Origin of the sequence: Metapseudomonas otitidis (assembly GCF_011397855.1) — a bacterium.
Classification (GTDB): Bacteria; Pseudomonadota; Gammaproteobacteria; order Pseudomonadales; family Pseudomonadaceae; genus Metapseudomonas; species Metapseudomonas otitidis.
The window spans coordinates 2,793,603-2,808,737 of the sequence record NZ_AP022642.1; the positions used below are offsets into that span (position 1 = coordinate 2,793,603).

At 70.9% G+C, this 15,135-nt stretch carries 12 protein-coding genes; 11 read left to right on the forward strand and 1 reads right to left on the reverse strand.

Annotated elements, in window-relative coordinates; translation table 11 throughout:
- Window positions 1–6: 6 nt before the first annotated feature.
- The 7 genes from PotMrB4_RS12855 to PotMrB4_RS12885 all read left to right on the forward strand — a co-directional run bounded on the left by PotMrB4_RS12855 (window position 7) and on the right by PotMrB4_RS12885 (window position 6,649).
- A complete protein-coding gene (locus tag PotMrB4_RS12855; protein ID WP_172433493.1) occupies window positions 7–1,377 on the forward strand; it encodes a pyridoxal-phosphate dependent enzyme in 1,371 nt (456 codons plus the stop codon).
- A gap of 13 nt (window positions 1,378–1,390) precedes the next feature.
- Entirely contained in the window at window positions 1,391–1,828 is a 438-nt protein-coding gene (locus PotMrB4_RS12860; RefSeq protein ID WP_044403893.1) for an Lrp/AsnC family transcriptional regulator, read from the forward strand.
- A 218-nt stretch (window positions 1,829–2,046) separates the two neighbouring features.
- Window positions 2,047–3,090 carry a homoserine dehydrogenase gene (locus tag PotMrB4_RS12865; RefSeq protein WP_172433494.1) on the forward strand — a complete coding sequence of 348 codons (1,044 nt, stop codon included), beginning with the start codon at window positions 2,047–2,049 and terminating at the stop codon, window positions 3,088–3,090.
- A 16-nt stretch (window positions 3,091–3,106) separates the two neighbouring features.
- The gene (locus PotMrB4_RS12870) at window positions 3,107–4,525 is read left to right on the forward strand and encodes an aldehyde dehydrogenase family protein (protein WP_172433495.1); all 1,419 of its coding nucleotides are present in this window, start codon (window positions 3,107–3,109) and stop codon (window positions 4,523–4,525) included.
- Window positions 4,526–4,616: 91 nt separating this feature from the next.
- Window positions 4,617–4,970, forward strand: a complete 354-nt coding sequence (locus tag PotMrB4_RS12875) for a RidA family protein (RefSeq protein ID WP_074971255.1) — start codon at window positions 4,617–4,619, stop codon at window positions 4,968–4,970.
- Between the two features lie 114 nt (window positions 4,971–5,084).
- Window positions 5,085–6,035, forward strand: coding sequence for a GlxA family transcriptional regulator (locus PotMrB4_RS12880; protein ID WP_172433496.1), 951 nt, complete (start codon window positions 5,085–5,087; stop codon window positions 6,033–6,035).
- Between the two features lie 170 nt (window positions 6,036–6,205).
- The gene (locus PotMrB4_RS12885) at window positions 6,206–6,649 is read left to right on the forward strand and encodes a helix-turn-helix domain-containing protein (protein ID WP_160158572.1); all 444 of its coding nucleotides are present in this window, start codon (window positions 6,206–6,208) and stop codon (window positions 6,647–6,649) included.
- Here the strand turns inward: PotMrB4_RS12885 and ycaC are convergent.
- On the reverse strand, window positions 6,630–7,253 hold the full coding sequence (gene ycaC / locus PotMrB4_RS12890) for an isochorismate family cysteine hydrolase YcaC (protein ID WP_074971261.1): 624 nt from the start codon (window positions 7,251–7,253) through the stop codon (window positions 6,630–6,632). The two genes, PotMrB4_RS12885 and ycaC, sit on opposite strands and share 20 nt — an antisense overlap.
- A gap of 431 nt (window positions 7,254–7,684) precedes the next feature.
- On the opposite strand from ycaC, the gene PotMrB4_RS12895 reads away from it, so the two are divergent.
- The 4 genes from PotMrB4_RS12895 (at window position 7,685) to PotMrB4_RS12910 (ending at window position 15,102) form a co-directional block, all read left to right on the forward strand.
- Window positions 7,685–8,662 carry a response regulator gene (locus tag PotMrB4_RS12895; RefSeq protein ID WP_044404808.1) on the forward strand — a complete coding sequence of 326 codons (978 nt, stop codon included), beginning with the start codon at window positions 7,685–7,687 and terminating at the stop codon, window positions 8,660–8,662.
- Between the two features lie 55 nt (window positions 8,663–8,717).
- Window positions 8,718–9,074 carry a response regulator gene (locus PotMrB4_RS12900; RefSeq protein WP_107328539.1) on the forward strand — a complete coding sequence of 119 codons (357 nt, stop codon included), beginning with the start codon at window positions 8,718–8,720 and terminating at the stop codon, window positions 9,072–9,074.
- Complete coding sequence (locus PotMrB4_RS12905; RefSeq protein ID WP_172433497.1) at window positions 9,071–14,482, forward strand: AAA family ATPase; 5,412 nt, start codon at window positions 9,071–9,073, stop codon at window positions 14,480–14,482. The genes PotMrB4_RS12900 and PotMrB4_RS12905 overlap by 4 nt, the downstream gene beginning before the upstream one ends.
- 86 nt (window positions 14,483–14,568) lie before the next feature.
- Window positions 14,569–15,102 (forward strand): AraC family transcriptional regulator, encoded by a 534-nt coding sequence (locus tag PotMrB4_RS12910; RefSeq protein WP_160482161.1) that lies wholly within the window; start codon window positions 14,569–14,571, stop codon window positions 15,100–15,102.
- Window positions 15,103–15,135 lie beyond the last annotated feature (33 nt).

Below are 15,135 nucleotides of genomic sequence, written 5' to 3' on the forward strand. Positions count from 1 at the left end.
GTGAACATGCATTACGTGAGTACCCGCAGCGCCTCGGTGCGCGCGGATTTCCGCAGCGTCGTGCTGTCGGGGCTGGCCCCCGACGGCGGCCTGTTCGTGCCGGCCAGCCTGCCGGTGTTCAGCGTGCAGGAGATCGCCACCTGGTCCTGGCTGCCCTTCGAGGAGCTGGCCTGGCGGGTGATCGCCCCCTTCGTCGGCCAGGCCATCGCCGAGGACGACCTGCGCGGGCTGCTCAAGGCCTGCTACCAGGGTTTCGGCCACCGCGCCATCGCCCCCTTGCGCCAGGTGGACCGCAACGAATGGGTGCTCGAGCTGTTCCATGGGCCCACCCGCTCTTCGAAGGATTTCGCTGCCCAGCTGCACGCGCGCCTGGCCCGTCACTTCCTCGAACGGGAAGGGCGTGAAGCCCTGGTGCTCGGCGCCACCAACGGCGACACCGGCCTGGCGGCGGTTGCCGCCTTCGGCGAGTGCCCGTGCAGCCGGGTGGTGATGCTCTATCCCGAGCAGGGCGTGCCAGGCGATCGCCTGGTGGCGTTGCAGGCGGCCGAGTCCGCACGGGTTCAGGGCATCGCCGTGGCGGGCAGTTTCGACGACTGCCAGCGCCTGGTGTCGCGGCTCTTCAGCCAATGGCCCAGCGAGCACCTGGCCATCGGCTTCAACTCCTCCAACTGGGTCGGCGTGCTGGCGCAGATCGTCTTCTACTTCCACGCTGCGCTGCAGTTGGGCGGCGGCCAGCGTCCCATCGGCTTCAGCATTCCTGCCGCCAGCTTCGCCGAGGTCTATGCCGGTTACGTGGCGCAGAAGATGGGGCTGCCGGTGAACCAGATCATCGTCTCCACCAACCGCAACGACGCCTTGCACCAGTTCATCCACCGCAACCGCTATGGCACCTGCGAGGCCCGCTCGACGCTGTCGCCGGCCATGGATTTCTCGGTGTTCTCCAACGTCGAACGGCTGGTCTGGGAACTCTACGACCATGACGACCAGGCCGTGCGCCGGTTGATGGAACACCTGGAGGCGAGCGGCGAACTGAGCATCGCCAACGCGCCCTGGCTGCAGGCGCGGATGCTGATCGACTCCTACGCCGTGGACGACGCCCAGACCGAGGCGGAGATCGTCGCGCTGTTCCGCGACACCGGCCTGTCCATTGACCCGCACACCGCCACCGGCGTCCTGGCCGCGCGGCTTTACCGGCGCAGCGTGGTGACCCCGATGGTCACCCTCGGCCAGATCGCGCCGGAGAAGTCCGCCGCGCTGCTGGCCCGCCTGGGCGCCTGGCCGGCACCGCTGCCGGCCCGGGCGGCGCCGCGCGCCCACGCCCGCTGCCATGCCCGCACGGACCTGGAGGGCCTGCGCCAGGCCCTGGCCAGGACCTGAGGACGCGACCGCGATGAAGCGCATCCTCGACCCGCTGGACGAGCGGATACTGGCCGAGCTGACCGCCAATGCGCGGATCGCCCACGCCGAGCTGGGCACCAAGGTGAACCTGTCGCGCAACGCGGTGCGCCAGCGCATCGAGCGCCTGGAGCGCGACGGGGTCATCCAGGGCTACACCCTCAAGGTGGGCGAGGGGCGGCGTGCAGCGGCACTGATCAGCGCAGTGATCTTCGTCTACCGCCATGACCGCATGCGCGGTGAAGAGGTGCTGCGGGACCTGCGGGCGATTCCCGAGGTGACCCAGTGCGACGTGATGAGTGGCGAGTTCGACCTGATGCTGCGGGTCGAGGCCGCTACGCCGGATCGCGTCCATGGCGTCTGGCGGCAGATCGCCGGGATCCCCGGCGTGGCCAATACCGTCACCTCGTTCGTGCTTTCCGCCGTCATCTGACCCCCCTCGCTCCACGACCCGGGCCCCGGCACGCCACACGTGCCGGGGCCTTTTCGTCTGCGCCCGGTGCACGCCGCCGCAGCCCCAGGGGGCGGGCCGTGGGGCCGCTCCGGCACTGGGCAGAACGCCCAATGAATACAGCAGATTGGCCTATTCAACTGCCACAGGCCGGCTCTTAGGCTGACCCCATCGAGCAAACGCCGGATTGGAGGCACCTGATGACCGAATACAAGATCGCCCTCGTGGGCTTTGGTGGAGTGAACCGTGGCCTGGCCCGCCTGGTGGCCGAGCGCAACGGGGCCTGGCAGCGCGAGCTGGGCTTCAGCCTGAAGATCGTCGGGGTCACCGACCTGTTCCTCGGCTCCCTCATCGACCGCAACGGCCTCGACGCCGCCCAGCTGGCCAACCTGCCCGTCACCCAGGGGGCGCTGGCCAGCCTGCCGGGCGGCACCGCCGAAGCCTTCAACGAGGCCGTGATCAAGCAGTCCGGCGCGGACCTGATCGCCGAGGCCACCTTCACCAACCCGGTGGACGGCGAACCCGCCACCACCTTCTGCCGCTGGGCCCTGGAGAGCGGCAAGCACGTGGTCACCACCAACAAGGGGCCGATTGCCCTGCATGGCGCCGAGCTCAAGGCCCTGGCCAAGCGCAACGGCGTGGCCTTCGAGTACGAGGGCGCGGTGATGAGTGGCACCCCGGTGATCCGCATGGCACGACAGACCCTGGCGGGAGCCGGCATGGTCGGCTTCGAGGGCATCCTCAACGGCACCTCCAACTACGTGCTGACCCGCATGGAGGAAGGCCTCGGCTTCGACGAGGCGGTGGCCAAGGCACAGGCACTGGGTTACGCCGAAGCCGACCCGACGGCGGACGTGGAAGGCCACGACGTGCGCCTGAAGGTGGTGATCCTCGCCAACGAGCTGCTGGATGCCCACCTCTCGGTGAGCGATGTCGCCTGCAGCGGCATCAGCGCCCTGACCCCGGCGGACCTGGCCCAGGCCCGGGAGGAGGGGGCTCGCTGGAAGCTCATCGGCTCTGCCCAGCGCCAGGCCGATGGCTCGGTGGCCGCGCGGGTGGAGGCCCGCAAGCTGGACCTCGGCCACCCGCTGGCCGGGATCAGCGGCGCCACCAACGCGGTGGCCTTCAACACCGAACTGCTGGGCGCGGTCACCGTGTCCGGACCGGGTGCCGGCCGTATCGAGACCGCCTTCGCGCTGCTCTCCGACATCGTCGCCCTCCATGCCACCCACGGCCGTCCGTAAGCCCAGGAGCCTGCCCATGACCGTTTCGTCCCTGGCCTTGGCCACCGCTGTCGAGCCCTCCGGCATCGACGTCCACAACCCCTTCGACGGCAGCCTCGTCGGCAGCGTGCCCTGTCTGGGCGCCGCCGATGTGCCGGCCCTGCTGGCCAGTGCCCGTGAGGGTGTGCGCCAGTGCGCGGCGCTGCCCCGGCACCGTCGCGCCGCCATCCTGGAGGAGGCCGCCCGCCGGGTTGAGCAGGAGGCCGCCGCCTTCGCCGCGCTGATCGTCGCCGAGGCCGGCAAGACCCTGCGCCAGGCCCAGAAGGAGGTGAAGCGCTGCATCAACACCCTCAAGCTTTCCGCCGAGGAGGCGCGGCGCAATGCCGGCGAGGTGGTGCCCTTCGAATCCTACGAGGGCTCCGAGTCCCGCCAGGGCTGGTTCACCCGTGAGCCCCTGGGGCTGATCGTCGCCATCACCCCCTACAACGACCCGCTCAACCTGGTGGCGCACAAGCTCGGGCCGGCCATCGCCGGGGGCAATGGCGTGCTGCTCAAGCCGTCCGAACTGGCTCCGCTGTCGGCCTGCAAGCTGGTGGATTGCCTGCGCCAAGCGGGCCTGCCGGAGGCCGTGGTGACCATCGCCACCGGCGGCGCGGAACTGGGCAAGGCGCTGACCTCAGCCCGGGAGGTGCGGATGATTTCCTTCACCGGTGGCTTCGTCACCGGCGAGCACATCGCCCGCAACGCCGGCCTCAAGAAGCTGGCGATGGACCTGGGCGGCAACGCACCGGTTCTGGTGCTGGACGACTGCGAGCTGGAAGCCACCGTCGAATCCTGTGTTTCCGGTGCGTTCTGGGCCGCCGGGCAGAACTGCATCGGCACCCAGCGCCTGCTGGTGCAGGCCTCGATCTACGCCGAATTCCGCGAGCGCTTCGTCGCCCGTACCCGCGCGCTGGTGGTGGGGGACCCGGCCCGTGCCGAGAGCGACATGGGCCCGATGATCACCGAGCAGGCCGCTCGCACCACCGAACAGGTGGTGGCCGAAGCCCTCGCCGAGGGGGCGACCCTGCTGTGCGGCCAACGCCGCGAGGGAGCGCTGTATCACCCCACGGTGCTGGACGGGGTGGACCATCGCAGCCGCCTGTGGCGCCAGGAAGTGTTCGCGCCCGTGGTGGTGCTGGAGCCTTTCGAGACCCTGGAGGAGGCCGTTGCACTGGCCAACGAACCGGAGTACAGCCTGCACGCCGGCATCTTCACCCGCGACCTGCGTCGCGCCCTCTGGGCGGCCCGGCGCATCGAGGCCGGCGGCGTGATGATCAACGACTCCTCCGACTACCGCTTCGACGCCATGCCCTTCGGCGGCTTCAAGTACGGCAGCCTGGGCCGCGAGGGCGTGCGTTTCGCCTACGAGGACATGACGCAGCCCAAGGTGGTCTGCATCAACGACCTCAACTGAACCGTCAGGTGACGACCCTTTGCGGTCGTCCTTTGCACCGGACGACGCCGCTCGCCGCGCCGCCCGGTGCGTTTTTTTCAGGGAGCCTTGCATGATCACGCGATTCCACGAGGGCCCGCGCATGGCCCAGGCCGTTGCCTACGGGCCGTTCTTCGAGACGGCGGGCATCTGTGCCGACGACCCGACGCTGGACATCCGCGCCCAGGCGCGCCAGGCCCTGGCGCACATCGACGCCTTGCTGGCGGAGGCCGGCCTCGGTCGCCGGGACCTGGTGCGGGTGCAGGCCTGGCTGGCCGACTACCGCGACTTCGACGCCTTCAACGAGGTCTATGACGCCTGGCTGGCGGCAGGTCCGAAGCCGGTCCGTGCCTGCGTGGGCAGTGCGCTGGGCGGCTACGCGGTGGAGGTCCAGGTGCTGGCCTATCGACAGTCGCCCGGCGCCTAGCGGGGGGGCGTGCCGTGACGCAGGGCACGGCGCGGCCACACCGGGGGAGGCCGGCAACACGCGGGGCAGGTATGCTTTCGCTCCTTGTGTCGCACACGCTCCCCCGAAAAGAACATGAAGAATGTCGCCGTCCTCGTGTACCCCGACGTGCTGATGCTGGATGTCTCCGGCCCGGTCGAGGTGTTCTCCATCGCCAACCGCTACCTGCCGCCCGAGCAGCAGTACCGGGTGTTCACCGTCAGCACCGGCGAGGCCATCGTGCGGGCCTCCAACGGCATGCGCCTGGTGGCGGACCACCTGCTGGACGATGCGCCCCGCGAGCTGGACCTGCTGCTGGTCCCCGGTGGTCCCGGCGCCTACAACTTCGACCAGCCGGAGATGCTGCCCTGGCTGCGCGAAACCGTGGCGCGCACGCCCCGGCACGGCTCCATCTGCACCGGTGCGTTCATCCTCGGTGAGGCCGGGCTGCTGGACGAGCGTCGCGTCACCACCCACTGGAACTACACCGAACGCCTGGCGCGGCGCTTCCCCCGGGCCCAGGTCGAGGTGGACCGGATCTACCTGCAGGACGGGGAGCTGGTGACCTCCGGCGGCATCACCGCCGGCATCGACATGGCCCTGGCGATCCTCGCCGACGACCACGGCCGCAAGATCGCCGTGGACGTGGCCAAGGTGCTGCTGGTGGCCATGAAGCGCCAGGGCGGCCAGGCCCAGTTCAGCCCGCTGCTGGCGGAGGTGGCGCGGGAGGACACCCCCATCGCCCGCGCCCAGCGCCATGTGCTGGAACACCTGGCGGAAGACCTCAATGTCGAGGCGCTGGCCGGGGTCGCCGGGCTCAGCAGCCGCCACTTCGCCCGGTTGTTCACCCGCGAGCTGGGCATGACCCCCACCGCGTTCATCCACGACGCCCGCATCGACCACGCCCGGCACCTGCTGGAAAGCACCGACCTGCCGCTCAAGACCATCGCCTTCCGCAGTGGCTTCGGCAGCGTGCGCTGCATGCGCGAGCTGTTCACCGAACGCCTCGGGCTCACTCCCGCGCAGTACCGCCACCAGTTCGGCTAGTGGCCTCACCCGGGGCATGTCCGAATTACGCCCCTCGTTGTCCGCCTGGCTCCCCATGGTTTCGTTTTCGCCCGCAGGGCCGGGCGGCATCATGGCTTCCACGATTGCGCGCCGCCCTCCATCCCTTCCGGATGGGGCTTCGGCGTCCGCAGAAAAAGGGAGGAGGGGCCATGGAGACACAGGAGCAGGACCGCGCCCGCACGGCGATCCACCTGGCGCCCTGGCAGCTGCAACGGGCCAGGGAGTTGATCGCGGCCCACCTCGACCGTTCGCTGACGGTGGCCTGGCTGGCCCGTGAGTGCGGCCTGTCGCGTTGTCATTTCTCCCGCGCCTTCCAGGGCAGCACGGGGCTGTCGCCCCACCAGTGGCTGACCCGCGCGCGGCTGGACCGTGCCCGGCAGTTGCTGCTGGGCGAGCGCACCGTTGCCGAGGTGGCCCAGGCCTGCGGTTTCACCGACCAGGCGCACTTCGCCCGGGTGTTCGTCCGTCATGTGGGCACGCCGCCCAGCCAGTGGCGGCTGGCGCGCCTGCGGGAGCAGAGCGGGGCGCGCATGAGCCGGGGCATCGAGCACCCGGCCCCGCGCCCGTCGCGGCTTACTTGCCGATCAGAGTGAAGTAGCTGGTCATCAGGTTGCGGTAGTTGGGGATGTGCTCGGAGAGCAGGTTGCCCAGCCCTTCGATGTCGTTGCGCCAGTCACGGTGCAGTTCGCAGGCGACGCTGAACCAGTTCATCAGCTGCACGCCGGCGGCGTTCATGCGCGCCCAGGCAGCCTGCTGCACGGTCTTGTCGAAGGTGCCCGAGGCATCGGTCACCACGAACACCTCGAAGCCTTCGGCAATGGCCGACAGCGCCGGGAAGGTCACGCACACGTCGGTCACCACGCCGGCGATGATCAGTTGCTTGCGCCCGGTCTTCTTCACGGCGGCGACGAAGTCCTCGTTGTCCCAGGCGTTGATCTGGCCGGGGCGGGCGATGTAGGGCGCGTCGGGGAACTGGGCCTTCAGCTCGGGCACCAGCGGGCCGTTGGGGCCCTGCTCGAAGCTGGTGGTGAGGATGGTCGGCAGGCCGAAGAACTTGGCGACGTCGCCCAGGGCCAGCACGTTGTTCTTGAAGTCGCTGGGGGTGAAGTCCTGCACCAGCGAGATCAGGCCGGACTGGTGGTCGATCAGCAGGACGACCGCATCGTCCTTGTTCAGGCGGTTGTAGGGCTTGGACATGGTGTTTCTCCTTGTGGCGGTGGCCCGCAGCGGGGCGATTGGGGCGCCGTATCACCCCCGGGTCGTCGGCGGGTCGGTACGGGCGCTGCCGCCACTATCGGTGAGCGCACAGGGCGTCGGCTTGCATCGATGTGCTCGATTGGGAAGGCGGGGGATCGACGGCGGCGGACGCGGGGAGGGCGGGTGCGCCCTGAGGCGGTTCCGGCGTTTTCCGGAAGCGTGCGGGGTGGGCTGAAAGACCCGTTCCAGAGGGGTTGGATGGTTCGGGTGGCACGTCATTGAAGCAGGTGCGCGACACCCTGGCTTGTACATTTGTTCTTATTTCCGTATCGCGTGGTTAACGCTTGAGATGGGAATTTCTTTCATCTAGGTTGAAAAAGTTCCGCTGAAAAGCGGCCCTGTTTCCGCCTGTTCGACGACGAGTTGCCACCATGATCCGCCTGGGTGACGCCTGGATTTCGCTGGAGCGAAGAGAAGCCTTCCTGAACGGTGCTCCGGTGCGCCTGGGCAGCCGCGCCTTCGATGTGCTGGAAGCCCTGCTCGCCGCCCCCAACCGCCTGGTGACCAAGGCCGAGTTGCTGCAGGCGGCGTGGCCCGACCTGGTGGTGGAGGAGAACAACCTGCAGGTGCAGGTCTCGGCCCTGCGCAAGCACCTGGGTCTGGATGCGCGCCTGCTGGAAACGGTGCCGCGCCGGGGCTATCGCCTCAACCTGCAGGCAACCGTGGTGGCGGCCGCCGAACCGCCTGTCCGACCGGTGCCCGCTGCGCCGGTCGGGCGCGCCGACGTGCATGTCATCGACGACGAGCCGGCCGTGCGCACGGCGCTGGTCCGCCAGTTGCGCTCGGCGGGTATCGAAGCCACGGCCTATGCCTCGGCGCCCGAGTTCCTCGCCCGCTGCCCCTGTGATCGCCCTGGCTGCCTGCTGCTGGACGTGCGCCTGCGCGAGGGCAGCGGCTTCGACCTGCAGGACGAGCTGGCCCGGCGCGGCGTGCCGTTGTCGGTGGTGTTCATGAGCGGCTTCGGCACCATCGACATGTCGGTCAAGGCCATGAAGGCCGGCGCCGAGGGCTTTCTCACCAAACCGGTGGACGAGGCCCAGTTGCTGGCGGCGGTGGGCGAGGCCATGGGCCGGGCCTGCATCCTCCACCAGCAGCGCCATGCCCGGCAGGCGGTGCAGGCACGCTATGCCAGCCTCACCCCACGGGAGCGCGACGTGTTCCGGTTGCTGCTGGAGGGCCGCCAGAACCGCGACATCGCCCAGCAGCTCGGCCTGCAGGACGTGACGGTGAAGATGCATAAAAAGCACGTCATGACAAAACTCGGCGCGAGCAACCTGATACACCTGCTCGTGGCGGGCCGCACGCTGGGGATGCTGCCCCAGTTCGACCCGGTCGCCGAACCGGCCTGACCCGGCATGCACGCCGCCATCCCCTGTCCTCTGCCCAGGGCTAGCCATGAAGGTCGTGTGCGTCGTCGACGACGAACCCAAGGTCCGCAAGAGCCTCGACAACCTGTTGCGCTCGGCCGGCCTGCGCGCCGTGTGCTTCGAGTCCGGCGAGGCCTTCCTCGCCTCACGCTGGCCGGAGCAGGCCGATGCGCTGCTGCTCGATGTGCGCATGCCCGGCCTGAAGGGCGCTGAGGTGCAGGCGCTGCTGGTCGAGCGCGGCTGCCCGCTGCCGGTCATCTGCATGTCCGCCGAGGCGGGCGCGCAGGGCGCCGAGTCGGCCCTGGCCCGCGGCGCCCATGCCTTTCTCGCCAAGCCCTTCAGTGCCGAGGCGTTGCTGGCCGCGCTGGCGGGCCTGCCCGGGTGGGCTGCGTGAGCCCGCCGCCGCTGCTGCATGACCTGCCCGACGCCCTGGCCGCCTGCTTCGACGAGCACTGGCTGGCCCGTGTCGATTGGCACCCCCTGGACCGCAACGGCGAGCTGAGCCGCTGGCGGGTGCGCGACAGCCGTGCCGGCCGCCAGTGGCTAGTGGTACGTGCAGGCCCCCAGGCCGCCCATTGGGAGCTGGCCGGGCTGGACCACGAATACGCACTCGGTTCGCGCCTGGACCCGGCCTGGGCGTTGCTGCCGGTGGCACGCCTGGGTGGCGCCGACGGCACCCTGCTGGTGCTGGACGACGACGCTGGCATGCCGCTCTCCCTCACCTGCCGCGAGCCCCTGGCGGTGGAGCCCTTCCTGCGCCTCGCCCTGGCCGCCGCCCAGGCGCTGGGCAAGGTCCATCGCAGCGGCCTGGCGCACCGCAACCTGTGCCCGGACAACCTGTTCCTGATGCCCGACGGGCGCATCCGCCTCACCGGCTTCGGCCAGGCCGGCGCCCTGGAAAACGCCGTTTCCGGGAGCCCGGCCCTCAACGATCGGCAACTGGCCTACCTGCCGCCGGAGCGCGACGGCACGCCCGAGGCCGACCTCTATGCCCTGGGGGTGTGCTTCTTCCAGTGGCTCACCGGGCGCTACCCCTTCGTCGCGGGCGACCCGCTGGAGTGGCAGCACCGCCATGCGGCCGTCGCCGCGCCCGCACCCTCGCAGTTGCGGCCCGGCGTGCCCGCCGCAGTGGATGCGCTGCTGGCCGCCATGCTGGCCAAGCAGGCCGACGCCCGGCCGCGCCAGGCGGCCCAGGTGGAGAGCGAGCTGCGCCGTTGCCTGGAGGCCTGGCGCGAAGGCGCCGCGCTGCACCGGACGGCAGGCGGTGCTGCGTTGCTGGTGGCCCGTGAGGCCGAACTGGCGACCCTGGCCGCCGCCCGCGAACGCCTGCGCAAAGGGCAGGGCGGGGCCGTGCTGGTGGCGGGCGAGGCCGGCATCGGCAAGACCTCGCTGATGCGCCGCTTCCGCCGCGAGGAGGATGACGCCAGCGTGCTGTTCGCCAGCACCAAATGCGAACTGTCCCGCCGCCGCGCGCCCTATGAGGGCCTGGCCGGGCTGTTCGGCGGCCTGTGCGAGCGCCTGCTGGCCGAAGCACCGGCCCAGGCCCAGCGCTGGCGCGAACACCTGCAGGGCGTGGTGGGCACCCATGCCCAGCGGGTGGTGCGCCTCATTCCGCCGCTGGCGCCCTTGCTGGGGGATGGCCGGTTGCCGGCCGAGGCATTGCCGCCCAGCGAAGCGCGGCGCTACCTGCACGGCGTGCTGCAACGGCTGCTGGGCGCCCTGGCCCGGCGGGAGCATCCCTTGCTGCTGTTCGTCGACGACCTGCAGTGGATCGACGAGGAGAGCCGCGACTTCCTCTGCGAGCTGGCCCCTTCGGCCTTCGACCACTGCCTGCTGGTGCTCGCCTACCGGCCTGCCGAATGCCGGGCGGGCAGCCTTGCCGCGCCGTTGCTGGCCGCGTGCGAGGGGCTTGGCGAGCGCTGTGTGCGCATCGACCTGGCGCCCCTGGGCGCGCGAGGCATCGGCGACCTGTTGGGCGCCGGCCTGAGCCTGCAGCCCGAAGCCCATGCCCGCCTGGCCGGGCACCTGGAGCAACAGGGGCACGGCAACCCGCTGTACCTCACCCAGTTCGCCGCCCTGCTGCGCGAGGCCGGCGATACGCCACTGATGGCCGACGGCCCGGTGGTGGACGTGGCCAGCCTGCTGGAGGTGCGCCTGCGGCGCCTGCCGGAGAGCACCCGGGAATTGCTGGGTGCGCTGGCCCTGCTGGGCAACCGCACGCCGCTGGACGAACTGGCCCAGGCCAGCGGCCTGCCCGCCGATACCGTGGCCCATCACCTGCACCCCGCGCGGGAGGCCGGCCTGCTGGAGGAGCAGGCGGAGGGCCTGGCCTTCGCCCACGACGCCTTGCTGGAGTCGGTGCGCGGGCAACTGCCGGCGCAGCGCCAGGCCGGCATGCACGCCGGCTTCGCCCGCCAGTTGCTGGCCGGGCTGGCCACGCAGGCCCCCGCTGCGGCGGTGTTCCGGGTGGCCGCCCAGGTGCTGCGGGTGACCCCGGCCACGCTGGATGCCGAAGACCGGCGCCGCTTCGTCGACCTGCTGCTGCGTGCCGCCTGCCTGGCCGCCGACGCCGTCGCCCCCGGCCCGCTGCTGGACTACCTGCACCAGGCCGGGGCCCTGTTGCAAGGGCTGGACGACCCGGCCCGTGCCCGCGAGGTGGAGCTGTTGCACGTCCACGGGCTCATTCTCGGCGCCGACTACCTGGCAGCCGATACCCGCCTGCAAGCGCGGCTGGCCGACACGGCGGATGCCCTGGAGCGCATCGCCCTGCAGCGCCTGCGGGTGGAGATCCACTGCCTGCGGGGTGACTACCCCGGTGCCCTTGCGTGTGTCGCCGCCGCCCTGGCCGAGCGTGGCGTGGTGTTCCCCTGTGCGCCCACGCCGGAGCAGGCCGCCGAAGCCTGGCAGGCTCTGCTGGCCGAACTGGACGGCCGTCCGCCGGCGTACTTTGCCGAGCTGCCCGAGGCGCAGGATGCCGAGGCGCTGGCGGTGATGGAGCTGCTGGCCGCGCTGGTGGTGCCCGGGTCGTTCATCCAGCCGAACCTGATGCTGCTGGCCACCGCGCGCATCGCCCGCATGGCCCTGCAGCACGGGCTCAGCGCAGCGGCCGTGCAGGCCCTGGCGTGGCTCGGCGTGGCCGCGGCCGAGCGCTTCGAATGCCATGCCGAAGGCTTTGCCTTCAGTGCCGTGGCGCGGCGACTGGCGGAGCAGCCGGCCTACGCCGCCAGCCGCGTCTCGGCCCTGGTGGCGCTGGACCAGGTGAGCGTCTGGACCCAGTCGCTGCCCTTCGCCCTGGAATGCGCCGAGCAGGCCTACCGCGCCAGCCTGGCCCAGGGCTCGCCCAGCTTCGCCTGCTACGCCAACAACCACATCGTCTCGGACCTGCTGGTGCTGGGCGCCCCCATCGAACGCATGCTGGGGCAGATCGACAGCGGCCTGGAGCTGGCGCGCAACCTGGAGTTCCTCGACGCGCAGACCATCCTCCACGCCCAGGCCCGCTACATCCGCCGGCTGGCCGGGGAGGGCGGCAGCCACCTGCCGATCCCGGACGTGGAGATCCTGCGCCAGCGGGTGGCCTGGAGCCACATGGGCCCGCTGCGCTTCTGGTGGAGCCTGTTCGAAGGCCTGCTGGCCTTCCTCGAAGGGCAGCTGGAAGAGGCGGCCGTGCACCTGGACGCCGCCTGGGCGTTGACCTGGTCCGCGCCGGTGCACATCCACCAGATCGACCTGGCGATGTTCAGCGTGCTCAACCGCGCGGCCCTGCAGACCGCCACCGGACGGCCGCAGGACTATGCCGAGCCGCTGCGCCGCCTGCGCCTGTGGGCGGGGCTGAACCCGCGCTATTTCGCCGACCGCCTGGCCCTGGCCGAGGCCGAGGTGGCCCGCGCCGAAGGCGACCCGGTGCGGGCGCTGCGCCTCTACGAGCGCGCCATCGCCTGTGCCGAAGCCTGCGGCGCCATCCACCTCAAGGGCCTCAGCCACGAGCTGGCGGCCCGCTGCCACGAAGCGCTGGAGCTGCCCGGCACCGCCCGTGAGCACCTGCGCCAGGCCCATGCCGCCTGGCGGCGGTGGGGCGCCCACACCCTGGCGGTGCAACTGGAGCAGGCCCACCCCTTCCTCTGCGAGGGCAGCAGCGTGGGTGATGGGCCCCGACCGGCTGCCGAGCAGCTGGACCGGCTGTCCATCACCCGCGCCTGCCAGGCGTTGTCCCGCGAGATCGAGCCCGCGGCGCTGATCGAGACGCTGCTGGCTAACGCCGCGATGCACGCCGGTGCCAGCTACGTCGCGCTGTTGCTCCACGAGGGTGGGAACCTGCACGTGGAAGCCTGCGGCCAGGCCGACCACGACGGGGTGACGGTGCGCCTGCAGCCCGAGGCGGAGGCTGCCCGGCTGGCGCCCCTGGGCCTGGTGCGCGAGGCCCTGGAGCGGCGCGAACCGGTGCTGGTGGAAGGCCCCTACGCCCTGCGCTGCTACACCGGTGACCCCTACCTGGGGCAGTTGGAGAACGGCACCGTGCTGTGCCTGCCGCTGCTCAAGCAGCGCGAGGTGGTGGGCGCGCTGTACCTGGAGAACCGCCTCACCACCGGCGCCATCGACCCGGCCCGCATCGACCTGCTGGCGCTGCTGGCGGCCCAGGCAGCGATTTCCCTCAGCCATGCCCGGCTCTATGGCGACCTGCTGGCGGAGAACCGTCGGCGCCGCGACAGTGAGAGCACCCTGCGGCGCACCCAGGCGCTGCTGGCCCTGGGGCAGGAGGTGAGCCGCTACGGCACCTTCGTCTGGCGGGTGGGGCGGGAGCCGTCGTTCTGGTCCGCCGCGCTGGTGGCCGAACTGCGCCTGGAGGCCCCGGCTGACGGCGCCTACCTCAGCCAGCCCGGCGCCCTGGTGCATGCCGACGACCGTGCGCGCTTCGGCCAGGCCCTGGAAACTGCCCTGGCCGAGCGGCAGGGCGCGCGCCTGGAGTTCCGCAGCGTCTCCATGGACGGTTCGCCGCGCTACCTGGAGCTGGTGCTGGAGCCCGCCGAACACGAGACCTTCATCGGCGTGGTCTCCGACGTGACCGAGCGGCGTCGCACCGAGGCCGAGCTGCGTGCGGCGCGCAGCGAGCTGGACCGCACCTCCCAGGCCACCATCCTCGGCGAGCTGGCAGCCTCCATCTCCCACGAGATCAACCAGCCCCTGGCCGCCATTCTTTCCAATGCCGGCGCCAGCATCCGCTGGCTGGAGCGCGACTCGCCCTCGGTGGAGGAAGCCCTGGAGGGCCTGCGCGACATCCTTGCCGAATGCCGTCGCGCTGCCGATATCGTCCGTGCCACCCGCGCCCTCGCCCGTCAGGCACCGAGCCAGCGGCGCCCCCTGGCATTGGGCAAGGTGATCCGCCAGGTGCTGGCGATCACCCGCGCCGAGCTGGACGACAAGCACGTGGACGTCAGCCTGCGCCTGGCCAGCGGCGTCACCGTCGAGGGCGACGCCGTCCAGCTGCAGCAGGTGATGCGCAACCTGATCCAGAACGCCGTGGAGGCCATGCAGTGCCAGCCGCCCAGCACCCGTCGGCTGGTGCTGGAGAGCCAGGTCCTCGGCAGCGAGGTGCTGGTGCTGGTGGAAGACAGCGGTCCGGGTGTGGCCGAGGAAGCCCAGGGGCGCATCTTCCAGGCCTTCTTCAGCACCAAGGCCAGCGGCATGGGCATGGGGCTGGCCATCTGCGAGTCGATCCTCTGCGCCCATGGTGGTCGGCTCGGCGCGACCCGTGGCCGGCGCGGCGAGAGCCTGTTCTTCTTCACCCTGCCGCTGGCGGCCGGGTGAGGGCGGTTTAAGGGTTTTTCAGGTTCGCCAAAGGACGCCCCGGCTGCTGCCGGGCGAGGCTCTGCCCATCCCCAAGGAGAGCCGCCATGACCGCACTGACGCTCGTCGCCGACACCCCCCTGGATGCCGAGACCTACCGCCTGACCCAACGTCTGCAGTCCGCCCTGGAGGGCGCGCCCCAAGGCGATGGCTCGGTGCTTTCGTCCCTCAGCCGGCAACTCTGCGACCACCTGCTGGCGCGCTACCGGGGCGCCGAGCGCACCTCTGGTGAACGGGCCGCGCTGTCGCCCTGGCAGGAGAAGCGGGCCAAGGAGATCCTCGCCCGCAGCCTGCACAGCCGCCTGCTGATCGCCGACGTGGCGCAGCAGTGCGCCATGTCCCGCAGCCACTTCTCCCGCGCGTTCAAGAAGACCACCGGCCTCTCGCCCCAGGAATGGACCCTGGACCTGCGTGTGCGCACCGCGAAGCAGCTGCTGGCCGAGGACCGCCTGTCCATCGCCCAGGTCAGCCTGGAATGCGGCTTCGCCGACCAGGCCCATTTCAGCCGCACCTTCAGCCGCCTGGTGGGCATGACGCCCAAGCACTGGCGCCAGCTCAATCGCGAGCAGGCCCGCGCCTGACTGCCTTCAGGGATATGGCCCTGGGGATAGGGT

Bases quoted from the DNA above. Each gene is read 5' to 3' on its own strand.
- PotMrB4_RS12895 (WP_044404808.1), top strand. From the start codon at position 7,685: ATGATCCGCCTGGGTGACGCCTGGATTTCGCTGGAGCGAAGAGAAGCC.
- PotMrB4_RS12860 (WP_044403893.1), top strand. From the start codon at position 1,391: ATGAAGCGCATCCTCGACCCGCTGGACGAGCGGATACTGGCCGAGCTG.
- PotMrB4_RS12855 (WP_172433493.1), top strand. From the start codon at position 7: ATGCATTACGTGAGTACCCGCAGCGCCTCGGTGCGCGCGGATTTCCGC.
- PotMrB4_RS12875 (WP_074971255.1), top strand. From the start codon at position 4,617: ATGATCACGCGATTCCACGAGGGCCCGCGCATGGCCCAGGCCGTTGCC.
- PotMrB4_RS12885 (WP_160158572.1), top strand. From the start codon at position 6,206: ATGGAGACACAGGAGCAGGACCGCGCCCGCACGGCGATCCACCTGGCG.
- PotMrB4_RS12880 (WP_172433496.1), top strand. From the start codon at position 5,085: ATGAAGAATGTCGCCGTCCTCGTGTACCCCGACGTGCTGATGCTGGAT.
- PotMrB4_RS12910 (WP_160482161.1), top strand. From the start codon at position 14,569: ATGACCGCACTGACGCTCGTCGCCGACACCCCCCTGGATGCCGAGACC.
- ycaC (WP_074971261.1), bottom strand. From the start codon at position 7,253: ATGTCCAAGCCCTACAACCGCCTGAACAAGGACGATGCGGTCGTCCTG.
- PotMrB4_RS12870 (WP_172433495.1), top strand. From the start codon at position 3,107: ATGACCGTTTCGTCCCTGGCCTTGGCCACCGCTGTCGAGCCCTCCGGC.
- PotMrB4_RS12865 (WP_172433494.1), top strand. From the start codon at position 2,047: ATGACCGAATACAAGATCGCCCTCGTGGGCTTTGGTGGAGTGAACCGT.